Source organism: Paenibacillus sp. FSL R7-0210 (assembly GCF_038009085.1).
Lineage (GTDB): Bacteria > Bacillota > Bacilli > Paenibacillales > Paenibacillaceae > Paenibacillus_AQ > Paenibacillus_AQ silagei.
On the sequence record NZ_JBBPAR010000001.1, the window covers coordinates 7,161,601 to 7,182,798 of the forward strand.

The window sequence follows — 21,198 nt, forward strand, 5'->3', positions numbered from 1 at the left end:
CAATGAATATAGAAACATCGGCATTAGGAGTGCTCAACATTAAGGATGAACAGATATATCACTTTCCCAAAGGCCTTCCAGGGTTTGAACAGGAGACGGAGTTTGCAATAATTGATCTAGAAGAAGGGCAGTTTTCCTACTTACAGTCGCTTAAAACGGCGGAACTTGCTTTTTTGTTAACAAATCCGTTTATTTTTTTTCCTCATTATGAATTTGAATTACCTGAAGCAGAAGCAGAGGAATTGGAAATTCAAAAATCTGTAGTGGTCCGTACTATTGTAACGCTCAGAGAAACGCTGGAAGAATCCACATTAAATCTCCTTGCTCCGATTGTGTTTAATCCAGACAACAAAGCGGGCAAACAGGTTGTATTGCACCAAACAGCATATTCAACCCAGCAACTACTATGGACTCAAGGCCCAACGAAGGAGGAGCCCTCATGCTAGTACTAGGACGTAAAAAGGGTGAATCAATTGTTATACAGGACAACATTGAAATAACTATTCTCAGTGTAGAAGGAGATACCGTTAAGGTTGGGATTTCTGCACCGAGACATGTCGATATTTTTCGGCAAGAGGTTTATTTGTCGATTAAAGAAAGCAACCAAGAATCGGCAGCACCTGCAACAAGTAGCCTGAATAATTTGATTAACCGATTGAAATCAAAATAAATTTATGATAATTGCAAAAAAGCTATAAACAATGTCTGCGTGCGGACGATATATATAATAGGCACGGATTGGCAGGGCGGCCGACCTTAACAATCAGTGCTACCACATGGATGTGGATTAACTCAATTTCAGGGAGGAAATTTATAATGATTATCAATCACAACATTGCTTCACTTAACACGCAACGCCAACTGTCTACTAACACTTCCAATCAGAGCAAGAACATCGAGAAGCTGTCTTCCGGTCTCCGCATCAACCGCGCTGGTGATGATGCTGCAGGTCTGGCGATCTCCGAAAAAATGCGCGGTCAAATTCGCGGTTTGGATCAAGCTTCCCGTAATGCTCAAGATGGTATCTCTTTGATTCAGACAGCTGAAGGTGCATTGAGCGAAACTCACAGCATTCTGCAGCGTATGCGTGAATTGGCAGTACAATCCGCCAATGACACTAACACTACAAGTGATCGTTCTGAAATCCAAAAAGAAGTAAATCAGTTGACAAGTGAAATTGACCGTATCGGTAACTCAACTGAGTTTAATACTAAGAAGTTGTTGAACGGTAGTGCTGGTGTTGCTGTAGTTGCAAGTAATGGAACTGCTGCTAATTTGACTGGTACAGCGGATACACAATCTGGAACGATTAATCTTACCGCTGCTAATCTTACTTTGGCTTCGAAGGCTACTAAATCCGATAACACATCGGGTGCTCTTGCTAATGCTACTACAGCATTAGGAGCAGCAAGCACACTAACCGTTAATGGTACATCCTTCTCTTTCCTAGCAACTGATACTGTGCAAAATGCACTGGACGCATTTAATAATGCTTCCGCAACAACTGGTGTCACTGCGACATGGGCAGGTACTACTGGCTTTACCTTCACAAGTAACGAAGAAGGTTCAGCAGCATCCATTACAACAAATGCAGGAACAGGAGTCTTTGCAGCAACAACGGCAACAACCGCATCGGGAACAGATGCAGTTTCAGGAGCAGGAGAACTTGGTGGATCTTACTCAGCATCAGGTAATAAAATCACTGTAACCTCTGGTAACTATAAAGGATTAGAATTTACACTTACAGCAGACGCTAATGTTAGTTTAACAGTAGGAACTAATAATGCTTTGAAGATGCAAATTGGTGCTAACCAAGATCAAAACATGAGCATTGGTATCAATGATATGAGAGCTGATGCACTTGGAGTAGGAAGTATTAGTGTGACTTCCCAAGCTACTGCTAACACATCGGTGACTACTATTCAAAATGCAATTGAAAAAGTCTCGGCTGAACGTTCCAAACTGGGTGCTTACCAAAACCGTTTGGATCACACCATTAACAACTTGAACACTTCTTCCGAGAACTTGACTGCTTCCGAATCCCGTATTCGTGATGTTGACATGGCTAAAGAAATGAGCGATCAGACCAAGAACTCCATCTTGGCTCAAGCCGCTCAAGCAATGTTGGCTCAAGCGAATCAACAGCCGCAAGGCGTTCTGCAATTGCTTCGTTAAGATTAATTTATATTATAGTAATAGTTTTTCAGCCGCCAAGGTATCCTTGGCGGCTGTTTCATTGTGAGCAGATGTGAGATGTTTAGCTGGATTGAAACATTTAATTGCTTAGACCGGTATTATTTGGTGTTGCATCTTCAATTCTTGCAATAATAACCGATAAATATAGTATAAACTTTGCTACGGAGGGTAACTATTATGGATGTCCGCTTATCAAATACTGCAGGCTACACTAACTCGAGTTCAGATTATGGAAGAGTCAAAGCTAGCCCTAAGTCAAATGAAGCAGACGTCGTAAGACTAGAGGGTGTACATAATAGCATTCAGCTTAAGAGGCTGGAGAATCAGGGAGTGACCGTTTCTACCGGAGAAGAGCAGACTGTAAGGGCCCTTGAGAAAGTGTTAAAAGCTCTTGAAGGGCCTGAAACCACGCTGCAAGTCAGCGTGCATAAGGAGACTAAGGCAATTATGGTCAAAGTTCTTAACAAAGACACTGGCGAGTTGATTAGAGAGATCCCCCCAGAGAAAACCTTGGATATTGTGGCTAATATGATGGAGATTGCAGGTATTATTATTGATCAGAAAGTATAAAAAAGGAGGATTAAATTATGGCGACTCTTCGTGTAAGCGGCATGGCATCGGGTATAGATGTTGATACCATTGTTAAACAGATGATGACTGCCAAAAGAATACCACTTGATAAACTCACGCAAAAGAAGCAAGTTATGGAGTGGCAGAGAGATAACTTTCGTGAGATTAATAGTAAGCTTGTGGATTTTAAAACTAGCAAACTTACTGCATACCAAAGATCTGCAGCTATGAATACCCAAATTGCCACGGTATCAGGAGAAACAGCTTCACTTAAGGCTGAAGCTACAGCGGAGGCCAATATTGGCTCAATGAACATTGTAGTCACTCAGATTGCTAAGCCAGCAACAGCAACTACGGCTGGAGCAACCATGACTAAAAGTGACGGAACACGCCTTACTTCCAGCTCTACTTTGGCTGACTTGCAGAAGTTAAATACAAGCACTACTTCCTCAAGTGCTTATAATATAACTGTTAATAATATATCAATTAGCCTCTCCAGCAGTTTAAGTATCTCCGAAGCAATAAGCAAGATCAACAGCACCACTGGTGTTAATGCAACAGCGAAATTTGACGAAATTACTGGCAAACTATCTATAGAGTCCAAGAATTATAGCTCTTCTGGAACCCTAACAATTGGTTCCGATGATACTTTTCAGAAACTATTCGGTGGAGTATCGGGTGCTATTACAACTTATCAGCCTGCAATAATCAAGGTTGATTCAACTGAACTTACCTTTGCAAGCAACAGCTTCAAGCTCAATGGTGTGAATCTTACTCTGCTGTCTGAGTCAACGACTGCGGCCAAAGTAACAACATCCAATGACCCTAAAAAGGCTCTGGAATCCATAAAAAGTTTTGTTTCAGATTATAATTCTTTGCTTAGTTCTTTAAATACAAAGGTTAATGAAGAAAGGTACAAGGACTACACTCCATTAACCGATGAACAGAAGGAAGCAATGAACGAGAGTCAGATAGAAGCATGGGAAACAAAGGCTAAGAGCGGGTTATTAAAAAATGATCAAATTCTTAAATCGACAATTTCGTCAATGCGAAATGCTATATCTGAAAAACTTGGACAGCTAAGTCAATATGGGATTACGACCGGACAGTACTACGAGAACGGTAAATTGTACATTGATGAGGATAAGTTGAAACAGGCACTCACTGACAATCCTCAGGCAGTCACAACAATTTTCCAAGGTGGGTCTGATAGTTCAACGGGACTTATTAGTAAGCTGTCGACCCTAATGACAAATGAAATAGAGAAGATGTCAATAAAAGCTGGTACTTCTAAATTTTCTTCTGATGTTACTGTTACGTTTAAAACAGACAGCACAATGGGAAAAGAATTGGCTGACTACAAAAAGCGCATATCAACTCTTCAAGATCGGCTAGATGATTACGAAAACAATCTCTATAAACGTTTTACGGCAATGGAGACCGCAATCAGTAATTATAATAGTCAATCATCGAGCTTGGCAAGCTATATGTCCTCATAAGCCTACAGAAGAGAAAGGTGAATGCAATGATAACATCTCCTTATGATAAGTATCGCCAATCATCAGTTCAAACTTCTAGCCCAGCGCAACTATTGCTAATGTTGTTTGACGGAGCTGTGCGTTTCGCAAAGACTGGTATTGAAGGAATTGATGAGCAAGATTTTGAAAAAGTTAGTACTTTTTTAGGAAAAGCTCAGTCTATTGTTAATGAGCTTCTTGCTACTCTAGACAGAAACTATGAAGTTGCCAAAACCTTGGCACCTCTGTATGAATATATTAACTATCTTTTTATCCAATCCAATATTAAGAAATCCAAGGCTGAGGCTGAGGAGGCCATTGGTTATCTTATAGACTTGCGTCTAACATTTGCACAAGCTGCTAAAATGACTGCTGGACAAGACCTCCAGCATGGATAATCTGTTGCAGGAGCTTGAAGTTCTGACCCGAGCCATGAACTATCAGTTGGAAGACGCTACCTACGAAGAACTAGAAGCTTTCGTAGAACAACGCCAGAAACTTGTCGAAGCCATTGGGGGAGAAGTCGAGAATTGTCAGATGACCCCAGCGCAAAAAGAGATATTGCGTCGAATCCTGGAGCATGACCCGGCCATCGTGGCCCGGATGAATGCCCTTCGGCTGGAAGCCAAAGACGGGCTTCAAAAACGCAATCAAGCCAAAGCCCAACGCAACGCTTACGAGACAGCCTATACTCCAGACAGCATTCTCATGGATCGAAAAAAATAATAGATTTCCCCTGTTTCAGTCGGGGAGCAGGCGGGTATTTACAAGCGTCTGCTCCTTTTTTTGTAACTTATATTACCGAATTCTATCCATTTCTGATGCCGATTGTACCCTGGTAAATTATTGAAAGTAATCATTTACTATTCCAATTGACAATAGAGAAGCTGCGGTGGTATAGTCGAATTGTGAGCAAGACTCACGTTCATCTGATGACGAAGGGAATGTTTAGTCAATGGAAGGTAAAGTTAAATGGTTTAACGCAGAAAAAGGTTATGGTTTTATCGAAACTTCCGATGGTGGCGACGTATTCGTACACTTTTCCGCGATTCAAACTGACGGTTTCAAGACTTTGGATGAAGGCCAATCCGTAGAGTTCGATATCGTTGAAGGCGCACGCGGACCACAAGCAGCTAACGTCATCAAATTATAATCATCCGGCGAAGCCGACCTACATATATGGTAGATGGTTAGCAATTGAGACAACGCTAGCGTTAGACCCAAGGGATCTCCCTTGGGTCTTTTTTATGCAGTGAATAAAGTTACTTTTGTCTAATGATGTGACTTTATCTGTTGTGGATAAACTGTGCATAAAGCTGGGGGTAAGAGTTCGAGAGGTGTTCTTTGTAAGGAGGGGCCGTATGACTCTGTTCTTACATTCTTCTTATAAATATTCTCAATTTCGAGTAAATGGCCTACATTTCGAGATGAAAAGAGTCCTAAATTGGACACTTTGTAAAAATTAGTTACGGAAAAATGTTAACATCCTCCAAAATATGGGTAATAGAAACCGTTGGGCTTTTTTGTTGCCTAGTCTGCACTCTCATTATTGCTTAGGCGTATGCTTCCGAAAGATCTTTTGGTAAGAAGTCATGCAGTGAAGCCTATGCCCATCACACTCACAGGAGGATGAACAAAAGAATGAAGAAATTGTGGCGTGGCCTTACGGCCGGAGTACTTGGTATTTCAATGCTGCTTGGATCACTGGGAAGTGTGTCCGCAGCGCCTGCACCTAAGGATATTCAAGGACACTGGGCGCAGAAGCAACTGCAGAGCTGGCTGGATAAAGGATACCTGGGTGGTTATCCTGACGGAACGGTTAAGCCGAATAAGGCAATTACCCGTGGTGAATATGTGGCACTGATTAATCGTCTGTTCGGGTTCACCGAAGCAGCTACTCTTAACTTCACGGATGTGAAGAAATCCAATTGGGTCTACAGTGAAGTGGCTAAAGCTGTGAAGGCCGGTTATATTGGCGGGTATGAGAATAATACCTTCCGGGCCAACAACCCGCTCACCCGGCAGGAAGCAGCAGTTATTGCTGCCAAGCTGCTTAAGCTGAGTACAAGCTCTACTCCGCTTAAGTTCAAGGATAATGCCCAGATTGCGGCATGGGCCAAGGTGGCCGTAGCCTCAGCGGCTGAGAAGAAGATCATTAACGGTTATCCTGATGGAACCTTCGGTCCGAAGAAATCCCTTACCCGTGCCGAAGCGGTCGGAATTATAAGCAACTCAGTTGTGCATAAGCCGGCTACAGGCGGAGTAACGCCTACACCAGCACCGACAGCAACACCGGCTCCTTCTGCAACACCTGTGCCAAGCACCAGCCCAACAGCTACTCCAGCTCCTGGCGGCGGTAGTGGTGGCGGCACTGGCGGAGGCGGCGGTGGTGGCGGAGGCGGTAGCGTTACCTTGCCGTCTGTAAGCAACGTGACTTACGGCCATGTAGGTTCGGTTACCGCTGATGTATATGTTACGCCTTCTGTAACAGGAGCCGTGTATTATGTAGTTGCTCCATACAGCATGAACGTAACCGCACCAACTGCAGCACAAGTGAAAGACGGACTGATTAATGCTACAACAGCAGGCGTTCATTTCGGCCAAGTTGCGGCTACTGGCGGCACATCCGTTGCTTTCTCGGTGTATGGTCTGACTGCAAATACGGATTATACCGTTTACGTTGCCCTGGCTGACGCTTCTGGTAACTGGTCCGGCGTAACGCCGCTTCAATTGAAAACAGCACCAGGCAGCGCATGGTCGGTCGCTCAGGTGGGGATCACCAATGTAACAACAGTGTCTGCGGATGTATATGCTGCTTACGGGCAGACGGGTACACCGGTAACCCCTCTGAAATATGTGGTGGTTAAGGCAACAGATGCTGATCCAACGGCAATGCAGATTGCTAACGCACAGAACAGTGCGGGTGCTACATTAACAGCGCCTTGGGCTGGTACTCTTACAGGTAATCCAGTTGTGAAACACAGCATTAACCTGACTGGACTCACTGCCAATACAGCGTATAAAGTCTTCTTTATCACTGATTCTAATGGCACCTTGTCACCTGTAGAGCTTCTGCGGATTCACACGAAATAAGTAATCTTGATGAATGCAATCATTCATAATCTAGGCTTCAGCGTGAAATAATACAGCAATCAGTATTCGGTCCGGCGAGGGCGGCTTTATGCTCGAACCGGGCCGTTTGTTGTTACGGCAGGTCTGTTACATCTATTGTTAGGTGAATGTAAAGTCTGTCATGATTTGTTTTTTACTTAGCCCTGACAATTTGCTATAATGGAAAAGTAAACAAAGGAGGAGTGCCTTATGAAATTCAGCATTCGAGGTCAACAAATTGAAGTGACCGACGCTTTGAGAGACTATGTTGATAAGAAGCTCAGCAGACTTGAGAAGTATTTCGAAGCACCCCCTACCTCTGAAGGATATGTGACGCTTGGCGTCGTTCGCGGCCTTCATACGGTGGAAGTGACAATTCCTCTAGCTGGTGTGACGCTTCGTGCGGAAGACCGCAGCGATGATATGTATGCATCCATCGATGCCGTAGTGGACAAGCTGGAACGTCAGATCCGCAAGCACAAGACTAAGCTTAATCGCAAGTTCCGTCAGGAAGGCAGCCTGAAGACCTTGTTCGTTGAAGGTTCGGGCAGCGCCGTTGCTGTTGAAGAGCAGGAACAGGATTATGATGATCTTGAGGTTGTGCGGAACAAACGGTTCACCTTGAAGCCTATGGATGTGGAAGAAGCGATTCTGCAAATGAACATGATTGGACATACGTTCTTCGTGTTCTCCAACATTGACACTTCCGAAGTTAGCGTAGTATACAAACGCGATGACGGGAAGTACGGTCTGATCGAGCAGAACTAACCTCTGGACCGGGAATTGTTGGAATAAGCAAGGGCTTCGGTTCAGCCTAACGTGGACAATTAGACGAGTCCCTATTCGCCTGAAGCGAATAGGGCTCTTGTGCGTATATATAGAAGTTTCATTAAAATGCCATCTTCTGTCCTCATGTAAGGGGATTATACAGAATAAGGTTAGGGCGGCTTGTATTGCGGCTTCTCTTACAAACTGTTACAATTTATGAAGCAGCGGAATCGAAATCATATATGGCCCTTTCAATCTATGAGGATGGGCTCGGTTCCACCATCTGTGTTGCATGAAAGGGGTTAACCATGCTAGGACTTGTTAAGAAAATATTTGGCGACACTAATGAACGGGATGTCAAACGTCTGATGAAGACGGTCGAAGTAATTAATGGGCTGGAGCCGGATTTCGTATCGCTTACGGATGAAGAGCTGCAGGCGAAGACAGCGGAATTCCGCGCCCGTATTGAGAAAGGTGAGACCCTGGAAGAGATTCTTCCCGAGGCCTTTGCTACCGTACGCGAAGCTTCCAAACGGACGCTGGGCATGCGGCATTTTGACGTTCAGCTGGTTGGGGGTATGGCGCTGCATGAAGGCCGGATCTCCGAGATGAAGACCGGGGAAGGCAAGACACTGGTTGGAACGCTGCCGGTGTATTTGAATGCGCTGCTGGGTAAAGGCGTGCATGTCGTCACCGTAAATGATTATCTGGCTCAGCGCGACAGTGCGCAAATGGGACAAATCTATAACTTTCTGGGCATGAGCGTTGGGGTGAACCTGAACGGCATGGACCATAATGATAAACAAGCGGCATATGCCTGCGATATTACGTACGGCACGAATAATGAATTCGGATTCGACTATCTGCGCGACAACATGGTGCTCTATAAGGAACAGATGGTACAGCGCCCGCTCTACTTCTGTATTATTGACGAAGTCGATTCCATCCTTATTGATGAAGCGCGGACCCCTCTGATCATCTCCGGCCAGGCTGAGAAATCGACAGAGCTGTATTATGCAGCAGACCGTTTCGTGAAGAAGCTCACTGCCGAAGAGGATTACACCGTGGATATCAAGGTGAAGTCTGTAGCGCTCACTGAGAAGGGCGTGGCTACGGCTGAGCGTGCTTTTGGGATAGAGAATCTGTATGACCATAGCCATGTTACCTTGAACCATCATATTGTACAGGCCTTGAAGGCGAACGCTATTATGCGCCGGGATGTCGATTATGTGGTGAATGAAGACGAGGTTATGATCGTCGATGAGTTCACCGGCCGTCTGATGCAGGGACGTCGTTACAGCGACGGGCTGCACCAGGCTATTGAAGCGAAGGAAGAGATTGAAGTCCAGAATGAGAGTATGACGCTGGCTACCATCACCTTCCAGAACTACTTCCGGATGTACCGCAAGCTAGGCGGCATGACGGGTACTGCGAAGACGGAAGAAGAGGAATTCAAGAAGATCTATGGTCTTGAGGTTCTTCAGGTTCCTACGAATAAGCCGAATCAGCGTATTGATATGCCGGATGTGGTCTACAAAAGTGAAAACGGCAAGTTCAACGCTGTTGTCGCTGAAATTGTGGAACGCCACAAGAAGAATCAGCCGGTGCTGGTAGGTACGGTATCGATTGAGAACTCTGAACGCGTATCTGAAATGCTGAAGCGTAAGGGTGTAAGACACCAGGTGCTGAATGCGAAGCATCATGCTGCTGAAGCCGAAATTATCTCTTATGCCGGTCAGCCGGGAACCGTAACGATTGCCACGAACATGGCTGGACGCGGTACGGATATCGTACTGGGCGAAGGGGTAACCGATGTTGGCGGCCTGCATATTATTGGTACAGAACGCCATGAATCACGCCGGATTGATAACCAGCTTCGCGGCCGTGCCGGACGCCAGGGCGACCCGGGTTCGACACAGTTCTATCTGTCCCTCGGTGATGAGCTGATGAAGCGCTTCGGTGCGGACAATGTGCTGAACATGATGGACCGTCTTGGATTCGAGGAAGATCAGCCGATTGAGAGCCGTATGATTACCAAGGCTGTTGAATCTGCCCAGAAGCGGGTAGAAGGCAATAACTTCGACATCCGAAAAGTCGTATTGCAATACGATGACGTCATGAACCAGCAGCGTGAGATTATCTACAAGCAGCGCCGCGAAATTCTGGAGTCGGACAATATCAAAGACATCGTAGTGGAAATGATCAAGCCGGTTATCGACCGTATTGTGAATGCACACTGCAGTGACGATATCCCGGAGAACTGGGAGCTGCAAGAGGTTGCGGATTATGTGAACAGCAAGCTTTTGGAAGAAAATGAGCTGACCCGCGATGATCTGTGGGGCAAAGAAGTAGATGAAATGATCGAATTCATCTTCGCCCGTGTACTTGAGAAGTATTCTGCACGTGAAGAGCGTCTTGGCTCTGAGCTGGTACGTGAATTCGAGAAGGTTATTGTGCTTCGCTCCGTAGACAGCAAATGGATGGATCATATCGACGCCATGGATCAGCTTCGTCAGGGGATTCACCTCCGTGCTTACGGCGGTACCGATCCGCTGCGCGAATACCAATTCGAGGGCTTCGAGATGTTCAACGCCATGACAGCGAACATTCAGGAGGAAGTGGCGACCTACATTATGAAGGCGCACATCGAGACGAATCAGGAGCGCCAATCGGTAGTGGAGGAAGACAAGATCTCCACCAACGCAGAGCCTGCTGAGAAGCGTCCGGTGCATGTGGAATCTACGGTTGGCCGTAACGATCCATGCCCATGCGGCAGCGGCAAGAAGTATAAGAACTGCCACGGTCAGGCATAAGATATAGTAGAGCTAATGATAGCTGTTTTACTGTCTGGTGAAATAATGAGCAGGCGTTAAGCTGCGAGTACCTTTCACCCGATCGTACTTCCTGTTTTGTGCACTTGCACTTAGGTTATAATGACAATAAAAAGCGGCTGGGCCCGGGGGACTCCCCGTTTGCGGCCCGGCTGCTTTTTTGGGCTTGGAGTGGTCCGGACGCACAGCTGTGCGGCTGACGGGAATGTTCAGATGTTTTATGGCTGAGGTGGAAGTAACGGAGGGAAAGTTTGGAACTGCAGGAGCGGTAGCGTCCGCCTTTGTGCCCGGATTTTATCCGCTATGCGGTATAATCAATGAATCTGGGCACAACAGCGGCCGAAAGTCCAAACATTTCCCGCAGTTACGGCGTACACCTGGCCATGTAGCAGCTGAAGCGAAGCTACAGCAGCATAGATGGCCGTCCATACCGGTAAGCCCAAACCGGCAGCCCGGCGAAATATTCAATTATGAAAGGTGATGTGATCCAATTGATCGATCCTAATGTGAAGCAGGACCTGCGTGAAATGGGCAAGAAATTAACCAACCTTAGGGGGTCACTTTGACTTAGACCTGAAGCTGGAGATGATAGCGAACTTCGAAGAGAAGATGGCGGCTCCCGGGTTCTGGGATGATCCCGATCAGGCACAGAGCGTGATTGGCGAGATGAATGCCGTGAAGTCGGTGGTTGATCAATTTGAGAAGCTCCAGCAGGATTATGACGATGCTGCCATGATGGCGGAGCTGGCCGATGACGAAGGCGACGACGCACTGGCTGAAGAGATAGCTGGAACGATCCGCAGTATAAGTGCCCGAGTGGATGAGTTCGAGCTGCAGCTGCTGCTCAATCAGCCTTACGATAAGCTGAATGCCATTCTGGAGCTCCATCCGGGGGCAGGCGGTACCGAGTCTCAGGACTGGGGCCAAATGCTGCTGCGCATGTACACACGCTGGGCGGAGAAGCGGGGCTTCAAGGTAGATGTGCTGGATTATCTTCCGGGCGATGAAGCGGGAATCAAGAGTGTAACTTTGTTAATTAAGGGCCACAATGTATATGGGTACCTTAAGGCAGAGAAGGGCGTTCACCGGCTGGTGCGCATTTCGCCTTTTGACTCCTCAGGCAGACGGCATACCTCCTTCGTATCCTGCGATGTGGTACCGGAGATTGCTGACGACGTCGAGGTGGATATCCGTACGGAAGACCTGAAGATTGATACGTACCGGGCCAGCGGAGCGGGCGGTCAGCACATCAATACTACCGACTCAGCGGTGCGGATTACGCATATGCCAACCGGCGTGGTGGTCACCTGTCAGAATGAGCGTTCACAGATCAAGAACCGGGAGCAGGCAATGAAGATGCTGCGTTCCAAGCTCTATGAGCGCAAAATTCAGGAGCAGCAGGCACATCTGGACGAGATCCGCGGGGAACAATCCGAGATTGCCTGGGGCAGCCAGATTCGTTCCTACGTATTCCATCCTTACAGCATGGTGAAGGATCACCGCACCTCTGTAGAGACAGGCAATGTTGGAGCGGTAATGGACGGCGATCTGGACGGGTTCATTGACGGGTATCTGCGGAGCCAGATCAAGACGGAAGCTGAATAAAAGTAATCAAATTCCTACGCGTCTTCGGAGGTGTAGGAATTTTTGTCTGAACATAAAGGAGTCCGGCCAACCATGCAAAAAATCAATTCACGCAACAAACCTCCGCTCATTCCCTTGAACGGACCGCTGCGTCATACGGTGGACATTGCGCTTATTCTGATCGGCTCGCTGATCACCGGGCTGGCGTTCAACCTGTTCTTCCTCCCGAACCGGATTGCATCCGGCGGGGTGTCGGGGCTGTCGGTGCTGGCTGAGGCCTGGTTTGGGGCAGAGCCTGCTTTTACCCAGTGGGCGCTTAATATTCCGCTCTTCATTCTCGGCGTGATCTTTCTCGGCAAACAGTATGGCATCCGCTCTCTGCTGGGCAGCTTTGTGCTGCCGCTGTTTATCTTCCTGACGAAGGACGGGCCTGTGCCGACCACGAATCCGCTCCTGGCCTCTATCTATGGAGGAATTGGTGTGGGTCTCGGTCTGGGCCTCGTCTTCCGGGGGCGCGGCTCTACGGGCGGACTGACCATTGCGGCACAGATTATTCAAAAGCTAACCGGCTTCAGCTTCTCGCTGTCTGTCGTGCTGCTGGATGGTACGGTGATTACCTTGGCGGCTTTTGTGCTGGGAATGGAGCAGGCGATGTATGCACTGATCGGGCTGTTCGTCACCGGCCGGGTGATCAACGCGCTGGAGGTGGGCTTCAGCACCACGAAGGTGGCGTATATCATCTCGGATCACACAGAGGACATCTCGCAGGCGATTCTGAATGATCTGGACCGCGGGCTTACCAAGCTGAATGCGCAAGGCGGCTATACCGGTGACAATCGTACGGTGCTGATGGTCGTGGTAGGCCAGAATGAAATTACCAGGCTCAAGGCGATCGTCCGCTCGGTGGACCCGGCTGCATTTGTGATTATTACCGAGGCTCATGAGGTGCTGGGCGAAGGGTTCAAAAGAGAAGCGTAGACTCCCTTAAGGGGGCTCTGCGCTTCTTTTGATATACTGTAGCGAATAGGATAACCCTGCGTTTCTTCTTGTGCGCCAGCTGAATAAAGTTAACGCAACGTGTTGTATTTATATTAATTCGGTCGTATAATAATACATATTTGCAGGACGGTTATGCATGAGCGATAATGATAGAAATGAGAAACGGGAAGCGGGGATGACAGTGACAGACAAGCTGAGAGCGGCGATTGTCGGATCAACGGGTTATGGGGGCGTGGAGCTGATCAGGCTGCTGCAGGGACACCCTGATATAGAGATTACTTCAGTGATTTCCTCTTCGAGTGCGGGTGCGCCGATTGAGGAGGGTTTTCCGCATCTCACGGGAGTGGTGCAGCGTAAGCTGGATGGTGTAGATGCAGCAGAGATTGCAAGCAGAGCGGATGTTGTATTCACTGCTACCCCTTCCGGAGTGAGTGCGAAGCTGGTGCCCGGGCTGCTTGAAGCAGGACTCAAGGTTGTCGATCTGTCGGGGGACTTCCGGTTGAAGGATGGCGCGGAGTATGAGCAGTGGTATAAGCATCCGGCTCCTCCGGCAGCGTATCTGGAGCAGGCGGTATACGGGTTATGCGAGGTGTACGGCGAACGTGCGGCTGGAGTGGATTTCATCTCGAATCCGGGATGTTACCCGACAGCTACGCTGCTGGGGCTGATTCCGGCGCTGGAGGCAGGCTGGATCAAGCCGGACAGCATCATTATTGATGCGAAATCCGGGGTGTCCGGGGCAGGGCGGGGAACTAGCCTGATGGTGCATTTTGCCGAGATGAATGAGAACTTCAAAGCTTACAAAATCAACAAACATCAGCATATCCCGGAAATTGAACAGGTGCTTACCGATATTGCCGGGGAGAAAGTTACAGTAACCTTCACTACCCATCTGGTGCCGATGACCCGGGGGATTATGACTACGATGTATGCCGGACTGAATGGTGAACATAGTGAACAGGAACTCGTAGATTTATATCGTAAATATTATGCAGGCAGACCGTATGTGCGGGTGCGTGAGCCCGGCGTGGTTCCGGCGACGAAGGAAGTCAGCGGATCGAATTACTGCGATATCGGCTTCGCCACAGATGCGCGTACCGGACGGGTTACCATTGTGTCGGTCATCGACAATATCGTTAAGGGCGCCGCAGGGCAAGCGATTCAGAACCTCAATTTGATGATGGGATGGGAGGAAACCCGCGGGCTTGGTTACACACCAGTGTATCCATAAGCGCAAGCGGTCAAACAATATCATGAGTGAGCAACCACTATATACCGTCGTAGAAGGCGGAAGTATTACTGCACCTAAGGGCTTCACCTCCGGTGGCCTGCACTGCGGTCTCAAAAAAACTGAGCGTAATGACCTCGGCGTAATTCTCTGTGAGGTGCCTGCTACGGCGGCTGCGGTGTATACGACCAATGTGTTTCAGGCGGCTCCGCTGAAGGTTACGCGGGAGAGTCTGGCGGACGGAACGCTGCAGGCGGTGATCGTGAACAGCGGCAATGCCAATGCCTGTACAGGGGACCAGGGCGAGGCGGATGCATATGAGATGCGTGCGGCTGCTGCCCGTTATTTGGGCGTGAATGAGCTGGATGTTGCTGTCGCTTCCACGGGAGTAATCGGGGAACTGCTGAAGATGGACTGTGTGCGCAGCGGGATTGCCGGACTGCCGGAGAAGCTGGACGCGGGCGCTGCCGGTGCGGAGGAATTCAGCCAGGCGATTCTGACCACCGATCTGGTCAAAAAAGAAAGCTGCGTAAAAGTAACGGTAGGCGGTACTGAGGTTACGATTGCCGGAGCGGCGAAGGGTTCCGGGATGATTCACCCGAATATGGCGACGATGCTGGGCTTCATGACCACCGATGTGCTCATTGACGGCGAGGATCTGCTTAGTCTGCTGCGAAGCGCGACGAACACTACTTTTAATATGATTACCGTTGATGGTGACACCAGTACGAACGATATGCTGGTCACTATGGCCAGCGGTCTTGCCGGTAATGAGAAGCTGACGCGTCTGCATGCGGACTGGGAGGCTTTTGCAGCGGCGTTCACCCATGTGTGCCAGAGTCTGGCCATGGCGATTGCCCGTGACGGCGAAGGGGCCACGAAGCTGATTGAGGTGCAGGTGAACGGGGCGGTGCATGATGAGGCTGCGGCGGCAATTGCCAAGACCGTGGTCGGCTCAAGCCTGGTGAAGTCGGCGATCTTCGGCGCGGATGCCAACTGGGGGCGGATTATCGCGGCTGTAGGGCGCGCGGGCGTTCCGGTATCGCCGGAGCGGGTAGATATTAAGCTGGGTGAGATCGAGGTGCTGCGCGGATCACGTCCGGTGGCTTTTGATGAGGAGCAGGCACTGCATTATCTGCAAAAAAGCGATACCGTGCTGATCACGGTAACCTTGTCGGACGGCAGCGGTCAGGCTACAGCCTGGGGCTGTGACCTGACTTATGACTATGTGCGGATTAACGCGGCCTACCGTACGTAGTGCAGATAGTTTCACCGGATTACAACAGCGGCCGAAAGCCGACTAAGCTTTTACGTACAGGGGGCAAGGAGATGACAATAGAACCGATAGAGCCTCAGGCGCAGGCGGGGGCCGCCGGGCTGTTCGTAATGAAATGCGGAGGGAGTACGCTGGCGGCGCTGCCGGATTCATTCTTCGAGGATCTGCGGGAGCTTCAGGTCAGCGGGATTCAGCCTGTAATCGTGCATGGCGGCGGCCCGGCGATCTCCGGCAATCTGGAGAAGCTCGGTATTGAGAGCCGCTTCGTGAACGGCCTGCGGGTAACGACAGAAGAGGTGCTGGATGTGGTTGAGATGACCCTGGCCGGCAGCATCAACAAGGCGATTGTCCGCCGAATTCAGGCCAGCGGGGGGCAGGCACTCGGGTTGTCGGGCGTTGACGGCAACCTGATCATGGCGCACCCGGTGGCCAATCACGATGAAGTGGGTCTGGTGGGTGAAGTGACCGGTGTTCGAGCGGAGATTGTGACGGGTATCCTCGCGATGGGCTATATTCCGGTGATCGCACCTGTCGGTGTAGACGGCGAAGGACAGCGGTATAACATCAATGCGGATACCGCTGCCGGAGCGGTGGCTTCTTATATAGGGTCACCGAGTATGATCGTGGTTACGGATGTGCCGGGCATTATGCGGACGGTGGACGGGGAGAAGGTGGTGCTTCCGTCCGTAACGGTGGCACAGATCGAAGCACTGATTGAGAACGGCGAAATCTACGGCGGAATGATTCCCAAGGTGTGTGCCGCGATGGACTGCATCCAGGGCCAGGTGTCCGAGGTTATTATTGTAGACGGCAAAGAGCCGCGTGTACTCAGCCGGGTGCTGAAGGGCGAAGCGCTGGGCACGCGGATTGTAAGAGCATAGATAGGCTGGAAGAATAATAAGACGCGCTGACGGGGAGCCGGCAGCAGCATGGTGGGAGAGTGACTAAGAATGAGTGAGCTTACGCAAACGGACAAGAATTCTTTGACAGGGGCGCTGCAGGAACGTTCAGCGGGAACGGACGGGCAGGGGGCCGCTCCTGCCAAGCTGAGTGCGGTATTCCCGTCTTACGCCAGATATGACCTCAGTCTGGTCAAAGGCAAGGGCAGCTGGGTATGGGATGAGCAGGGTAACAAGTATCTGGACTTCATGTGCGGACTTGCGGTAACGAGTCTGGGCCATGCGCCGGAGAAGGTCGGTGCGAAGCTCAAGGAGCAGATTGATACGCTGTGGCATGTCTCGAACCTGTTCCACATTCCAGGCCAGGACCGGGTAGCTGCGCTGCTGACAGAGAATAGCTGTGCGGATCAGGTTTTCTTCTGCAACAGCGGAGCGGAAGCGAATGAAGCGGCCATCAAGCTGGCGCGCCGGTATCACCAGAAAGTGAAGGGGACGGACCGCTATGAAGTGATTACCTTCGAGCAATCGTTCCATGGCCGTACACTGGCTACTCTGACAGCCACTGGGCAGGCAAAGGTCAAGGAAGGCTTCCTGCCGCTTCCGGCGGGCTTCAAGACAGTGCCACTGCACGATCTGGAGGCGCTGAAAGCCGCCATTACGGAGCATACGGCAGCGATTATGCTGGAGATGGTGCTTGCCGAGGGCGGTGTGCTTGAGGTACAGCAGGAGTTCTTGGATGCTGTTGTAGCACTGTGCAAGGAGCACGGATTACTGCTGATTGTGGATGAAGTGCAGACCGGCATGGGCCGTACAGGCAAGTTGTTCGCTCATCAGCATTACGGCATTGAGCCGGACATCTTCACCTTGGCCAAAGGTGTGGCGAGCGGCTTCCCGGCCGGTGTGATGCTCGGTAAAGGCTATCTGCGCGAGGCCTTCAGCCCGGGCAGCCACGCCAGTACCTTCGGCGGCACCCCGCTGGCGGCAGCGGTGATGGAAGCAACCATTGAGACCATGCTCGAAGATAAGCTGCCCGAGCGGGCGGCGGAGATGGGCGAATACTTAAGCGGACAGCTTAGAGCGAAGCTGGCGGACACTTCTTTTGTGAAGGAGATTCGCGGCAAAGGCCTGCTGATCGGCATCGAGTGCCAGGAGCCGGTAGCCGAGATCGTTCTCGCCGGACAGAAGCGCGGACTGCTGTTCGTTCAGGCTGGTCCGGATGTGATCCGGCTGCTGCCTAATCTGTATGTCAGCACCGATGAAATTGATCGGGCGGTGGACATCCTATCGGAACTAATTCATACTTATGCTAACAAAGTAAACGGGGAGGCAAATTGATGAGTCACGGTACACCAGGCGTAACAGAGACGATTGCCGCACAGCTCAAAGGCCGTGATTTGCTGGAGCTGAATGATTACAGCCCGGAGGAAATCACGTATTTGATTGACCTCGCGATTGAGCTGAAGCGCAAGCAGAAGAACGGTGAGGTCTACCAGCCGTTGCTGGGGAAGACGATCGGCCTTATATTCGAGAAATCCTCTACCCGCACACGGGTGTCGTTCGAAGTGGGGATGTATCAGCTGGGCGGACATGCACTGTTCCTAAGCAAAAATGATATTCAGCTGGGCCGCGGCGAGACGGTTGGTGATACCGCCCAGGTCATGTCGCGTTATCTGAACGGTATCATGATCCGTACGTTCGGCCATGATAAAGTGGAAGATTTGGCGCGGTATGCCTCAGTGCCTGTAATCAACGGCCTCAGCGATCTTGCGCATCCCTGCCAGGTGCTGGCAGACTACCAGACTGTATACGAGCACAAGGGCAAGCTGAAGGGCCTCAAGCTGGCGTACATCGGCGACGGCAATAATATGGCCCATTCTCTGCTGATCGGTGGCGCCAAGCTGGGTGTGCATGTCGCGGTTGCCGGACCGGAAGGCTACGAGCCGGACGAGGCTGTCGTGGCCGAGGCGCGTGAGATCGCCAAGGAGACAGGCTCGGTCATCACTGTGACCCGCAGCCCGCAGGAGGCGGTACAGGACGCTGATGTGATCTATACGGATGTCTGGGCAAGCATGGGCTTCGAGGCCGAGCAGCTGGCGCGTGAAGCGGCGTTCAAGGACTATCAGGTCAACGAGGAGCTGGTGAAAGGCGCGAAGAGCGATTATCTGTTCCTGCACTGCCTGCCGGCCCACCGGGAGGAAGAGGTCAGCACCGGCGTCATCGACGGCCCGAATTCCGTGATCTTCGATCAGGCGGAGAACCGCCTGCATGCGCAGAAGGCGCTTATGGCGGCTTTGATGGGCTAGATGCAGATGTAGCCTAGCAGAGCCATCAGGAGGCCAGATATGAGTTCATTCCACAAATGCGCTAATGTATGAAGTTGACGTTCGAAGCGGACTTTCAGAGATAAGTGTATTATGTGCAATTAAAAACAGTGAAAAGTAAGAGTTTTCTCTTCTAACTGTAGTCTGTACAACTAAATCTGCCCGAATGGGCGAGAATTCAGGTATAGAGGCATTTTAATTGCACGAACTACAGCTAAACGCACATTCGGCGTTATATCAGCCAATTTAGTTGTACAGATTGCAATTAAGTCCACCCAGGGCACCTTAATCGGGCACAGCCAACCCTCAGCAAGAGTTGGGTTGAAGTAATTTAATTATATATACACAACACATATATAAGATCAACTTAGGTACGGAGCGTTGGATTTCCGGTGCATAGCAGCGAAGTGAAAGTTTGGAACTGTAGGAGCGTCAGCGTCCGCCTGAAAGCTTTCCGCAGGAAAGCTCGCTTCGGAAGCATCAGCAGTCTACGGATTTCAACTGCGAACAGCGGTATAAATCAAGAAATCTGTAGACAACAGCGGCCGGAAGTCCAAACATTTCATGCAGCTGCGTCCAAGCACCGGATGTCTATACGCAAAGCTTGAAGTTGATCTTATAATCACCCTCCACACCGAAAGGAAGCTAAACCCCCATGCCAAAAGAAAAAATTGTACTCGCCTATTCCGGCGGGCTGGATACCTCAGTCATTCTGAAATGGCTGAAAGAAACGTATGATGCGGAGATTATTGCTTTTACAGCGGATATTGGTCAGAAGGAAGAATTGGACGGTCTGGAGGAAAAAGCACTCGCCACCGGCGCCTCCAAAGTCTACATCGATGATCTGCGCGACGAGTTCGCGAATGACTTCATCTACCCGATGTTTCAGGCGGGCGCACTCTATGAGGGACAATATCTGCTGGGCACCAGCATTGCCCGTCCGCTGATCGCCAAGCGCATGGTGGATATCGCTATCGCCGAAGGCGCTACAGCCATTGCCCATGGAGCTACAGGTAAAGGGAATGACCAGGTGCGTTTTGAACTTAATGCCGCTGCATTGTCACCGAGCATTAAGGTAATTGCGCCTTGGCGTCTGGAAGAGTTCCGCAACCAGTTCCCGGGCCGTGCGGAGATGATCGCTTACGCCGAAGCCAACGGTATTCCGGTACAAGCCTCAGCGGCTAAGCCGTACTCGATGGACCGCAATCTGCTGCATATCAGCTATGAGAGTGGCGTGCTGGAAGATCCTTGGTTCGATCCAAGCGCACCGGAGAACAAGGAAATGTTCCTGCTCTCGAATGCGCCGGAGGATGCGCCGGACGAGGCGGAATATCTGGAGCTGGACTTCCTCAAAGGTGACTGCGTAGCGCTGAACGGCGAAGCGCTATCCCCGCTGCAAGTGATGGAGAAGCTGAATGAGCTGGGCGGCAAGCATGGGATTGGACGCGTGGATATGGTCGAGAACCGTTTTGTCGGCATGAAGAGCCGCGGCGTGTACGAGACTCCGGGCGGCACGATTCTGTTCACCGCTCACCGTAAAATGGAATCGATTACCATGGACCGTGAAGTGATGAACCTGCGTGACAGCCTGATCACCCGTTACAGCACGCTGGTGTATAACGGCTTCTGGTTCGCACCGGAGCGGATTGCAATGCAGGCCCTGGTGAAGGAGAGCCAGAAGAATGTGACCGGTACGGTACGCGTGAAGCTCTACAAGGGCAACATCATCGGCGCCGGAGTGAAGAGTCCGGTCAGCCTGTACAACCCGGATATCGCCACTATGGAGGCAGATCCTACCCAGGCCTACGACCAGGGCGATGCGACCGGCTTCATCCGTCTGAATGCCCTGCGTCTGAAGGTATCGGCGGGCGTAGCAGAATCCAATAAATAAGTAGCAG

General features: G+C 50.2%; 19 protein-coding genes. All 19 read left to right on the forward strand.

The window, feature by feature from the left end; all coding sequences use genetic code 11:
- Positions 1–2: 2 nt before the first annotated feature.
- Positions 3–446 (forward strand): flagellar assembly protein FliW, encoded by a 444-nt coding sequence (gene fliW / locus MKY64_RS30630; RefSeq protein WP_340957703.1) that lies wholly within the window; start codon positions 3–5, stop codon positions 444–446.
- Complete coding sequence (gene csrA / locus MKY64_RS30635; protein ID WP_036721254.1) at positions 440–670, forward strand: carbon storage regulator CsrA; 231 nt, start codon at positions 440–442, stop codon at positions 668–670. The genes fliW and csrA overlap by 7 nt, the downstream gene beginning before the upstream one ends.
- 146 nt (positions 671–816) lie before the next feature.
- Positions 817–2,175, forward strand: coding sequence for a flagellin N-terminal helical domain-containing protein (locus tag MKY64_RS30640; RefSeq protein WP_340957708.1), 1,359 nt, complete (start codon positions 817–819; stop codon positions 2,173–2,175).
- A gap of 198 nt (positions 2,176–2,373) precedes the next feature.
- On the forward strand, positions 2,374–2,766 hold the full coding sequence (locus MKY64_RS30645; protein ID WP_340957710.1) for a flagellar protein FlaG: 393 nt from the start codon (positions 2,374–2,376) through the stop codon (positions 2,764–2,766).
- Between the two features lie 17 nt (positions 2,767–2,783).
- Positions 2,784–4,265, forward strand: coding sequence for a flagellar filament capping protein FliD (fliD, locus tag MKY64_RS30650; RefSeq protein WP_340957712.1), 1,482 nt, complete (start codon positions 2,784–2,786; stop codon positions 4,263–4,265).
- Between the two features lie 26 nt (positions 4,266–4,291).
- The gene (gene fliS / locus MKY64_RS30655) at positions 4,292–4,681 is read left to right on the forward strand and encodes a flagellar export chaperone FliS (RefSeq protein WP_036721243.1); all 390 of its coding nucleotides are present in this window, start codon (positions 4,292–4,294) and stop codon (positions 4,679–4,681) included.
- The gene (locus tag MKY64_RS30660) at positions 4,674–5,009 is read left to right on the forward strand and encodes a flagellar protein FliT (protein ID WP_036721240.1); all 336 of its coding nucleotides are present in this window, start codon (positions 4,674–4,676) and stop codon (positions 5,007–5,009) included. Before fliS ends, MKY64_RS30660 begins: the two co-directional genes overlap by 8 nt.
- Positions 5,010–5,238: 229 nt before the next feature.
- Complete coding sequence (locus MKY64_RS30665) at positions 5,239–5,436, forward strand: cold shock domain-containing protein (protein WP_036721237.1); 198 nt, start codon at positions 5,239–5,241, stop codon at positions 5,434–5,436.
- A gap of 488 nt (positions 5,437–5,924) precedes the next feature.
- Entirely contained in the window at positions 5,925–7,376 is a 1,452-nt protein-coding gene (locus tag MKY64_RS30670) for an S-layer homology domain-containing protein (protein WP_340957713.1), read from the forward strand.
- A 228-nt stretch (positions 7,377–7,604) separates the two neighbouring features.
- On the forward strand, positions 7,605–8,162 hold the full coding sequence (gene hpf / locus MKY64_RS30675; RefSeq protein WP_036721235.1) for a ribosome hibernation-promoting factor, HPF/YfiA family: 558 nt from the start codon (positions 7,605–7,607) through the stop codon (positions 8,160–8,162).
- 308 nt (positions 8,163–8,470) lie between these two features.
- On the forward strand, positions 8,471–10,975 hold the full coding sequence (gene secA / locus MKY64_RS30680; RefSeq protein ID WP_036721232.1) for a preprotein translocase subunit SecA: 2,505 nt from the start codon (positions 8,471–8,473) through the stop codon (positions 10,973–10,975).
- 488 nt (positions 10,976–11,463) lie between these two features.
- Positions 11,464–12,598, forward strand: a protein-coding gene (prfB, locus tag MKY64_RS30685) for a peptide chain release factor 2 (RefSeq protein WP_155991162.1) whose coding sequence is annotated in 2 segments (ribosomal slippage) — positions 11,464–11,556 and positions 11,558–12,598 — 1,134 coding nt in all. Because the reading frame shifts where the segments join, the coding sequence is not laid out codon by codon here.
- A gap of 72 nt (positions 12,599–12,670) precedes the next feature.
- Positions 12,671–13,555 (forward strand): YitT family protein, encoded by an 885-nt coding sequence (locus MKY64_RS30690; protein ID WP_339251791.1) that lies wholly within the window; start codon positions 12,671–12,673, stop codon positions 13,553–13,555.
- A 196-nt stretch (positions 13,556–13,751) separates the two neighbouring features.
- Entirely contained in the window at positions 13,752–14,807 is a 1,056-nt protein-coding gene (argC, locus tag MKY64_RS30695) for an N-acetyl-gamma-glutamyl-phosphate reductase (RefSeq protein ID WP_445165113.1), read from the forward strand.
- Positions 14,808–14,829: 22 nt separating this feature from the next.
- The gene (gene argJ, locus MKY64_RS30700; protein ID WP_339251790.1) at positions 14,830–16,062 is read left to right on the forward strand and encodes a bifunctional ornithine acetyltransferase/N-acetylglutamate synthase; all 1,233 of its coding nucleotides are present in this window, start codon (positions 14,830–14,832) and stop codon (positions 16,060–16,062) included.
- Positions 16,063–16,133: 71 nt separating this feature from the next.
- Positions 16,134–16,961 carry an acetylglutamate kinase gene (gene argB / locus MKY64_RS30705; RefSeq protein WP_339251788.1) on the forward strand — a complete coding sequence of 276 codons (828 nt, stop codon included), beginning with the start codon at positions 16,134–16,136 and terminating at the stop codon, positions 16,959–16,961.
- 69 nt (positions 16,962–17,030) lie between these two features.
- Positions 17,031–18,314, forward strand: coding sequence for an aspartate aminotransferase family protein (locus MKY64_RS30710; RefSeq protein WP_339251786.1), 1,284 nt, complete (start codon positions 17,031–17,033; stop codon positions 18,312–18,314).
- Complete coding sequence (gene argF / locus MKY64_RS30715; RefSeq protein WP_340957717.1) at positions 18,314–19,282, forward strand: ornithine carbamoyltransferase; 969 nt, start codon at positions 18,314–18,316, stop codon at positions 19,280–19,282. Before MKY64_RS30710 ends, argF begins: the two co-directional genes overlap by 1 nt.
- A gap of 673 nt (positions 19,283–19,955) precedes the next feature.
- Entirely contained in the window at positions 19,956–21,191 is a 1,236-nt protein-coding gene (locus MKY64_RS30720) for an argininosuccinate synthase (protein WP_209868392.1), read from the forward strand.
- The last annotated feature ends 7 nt before the right edge of the window (positions 21,192–21,198 follow it).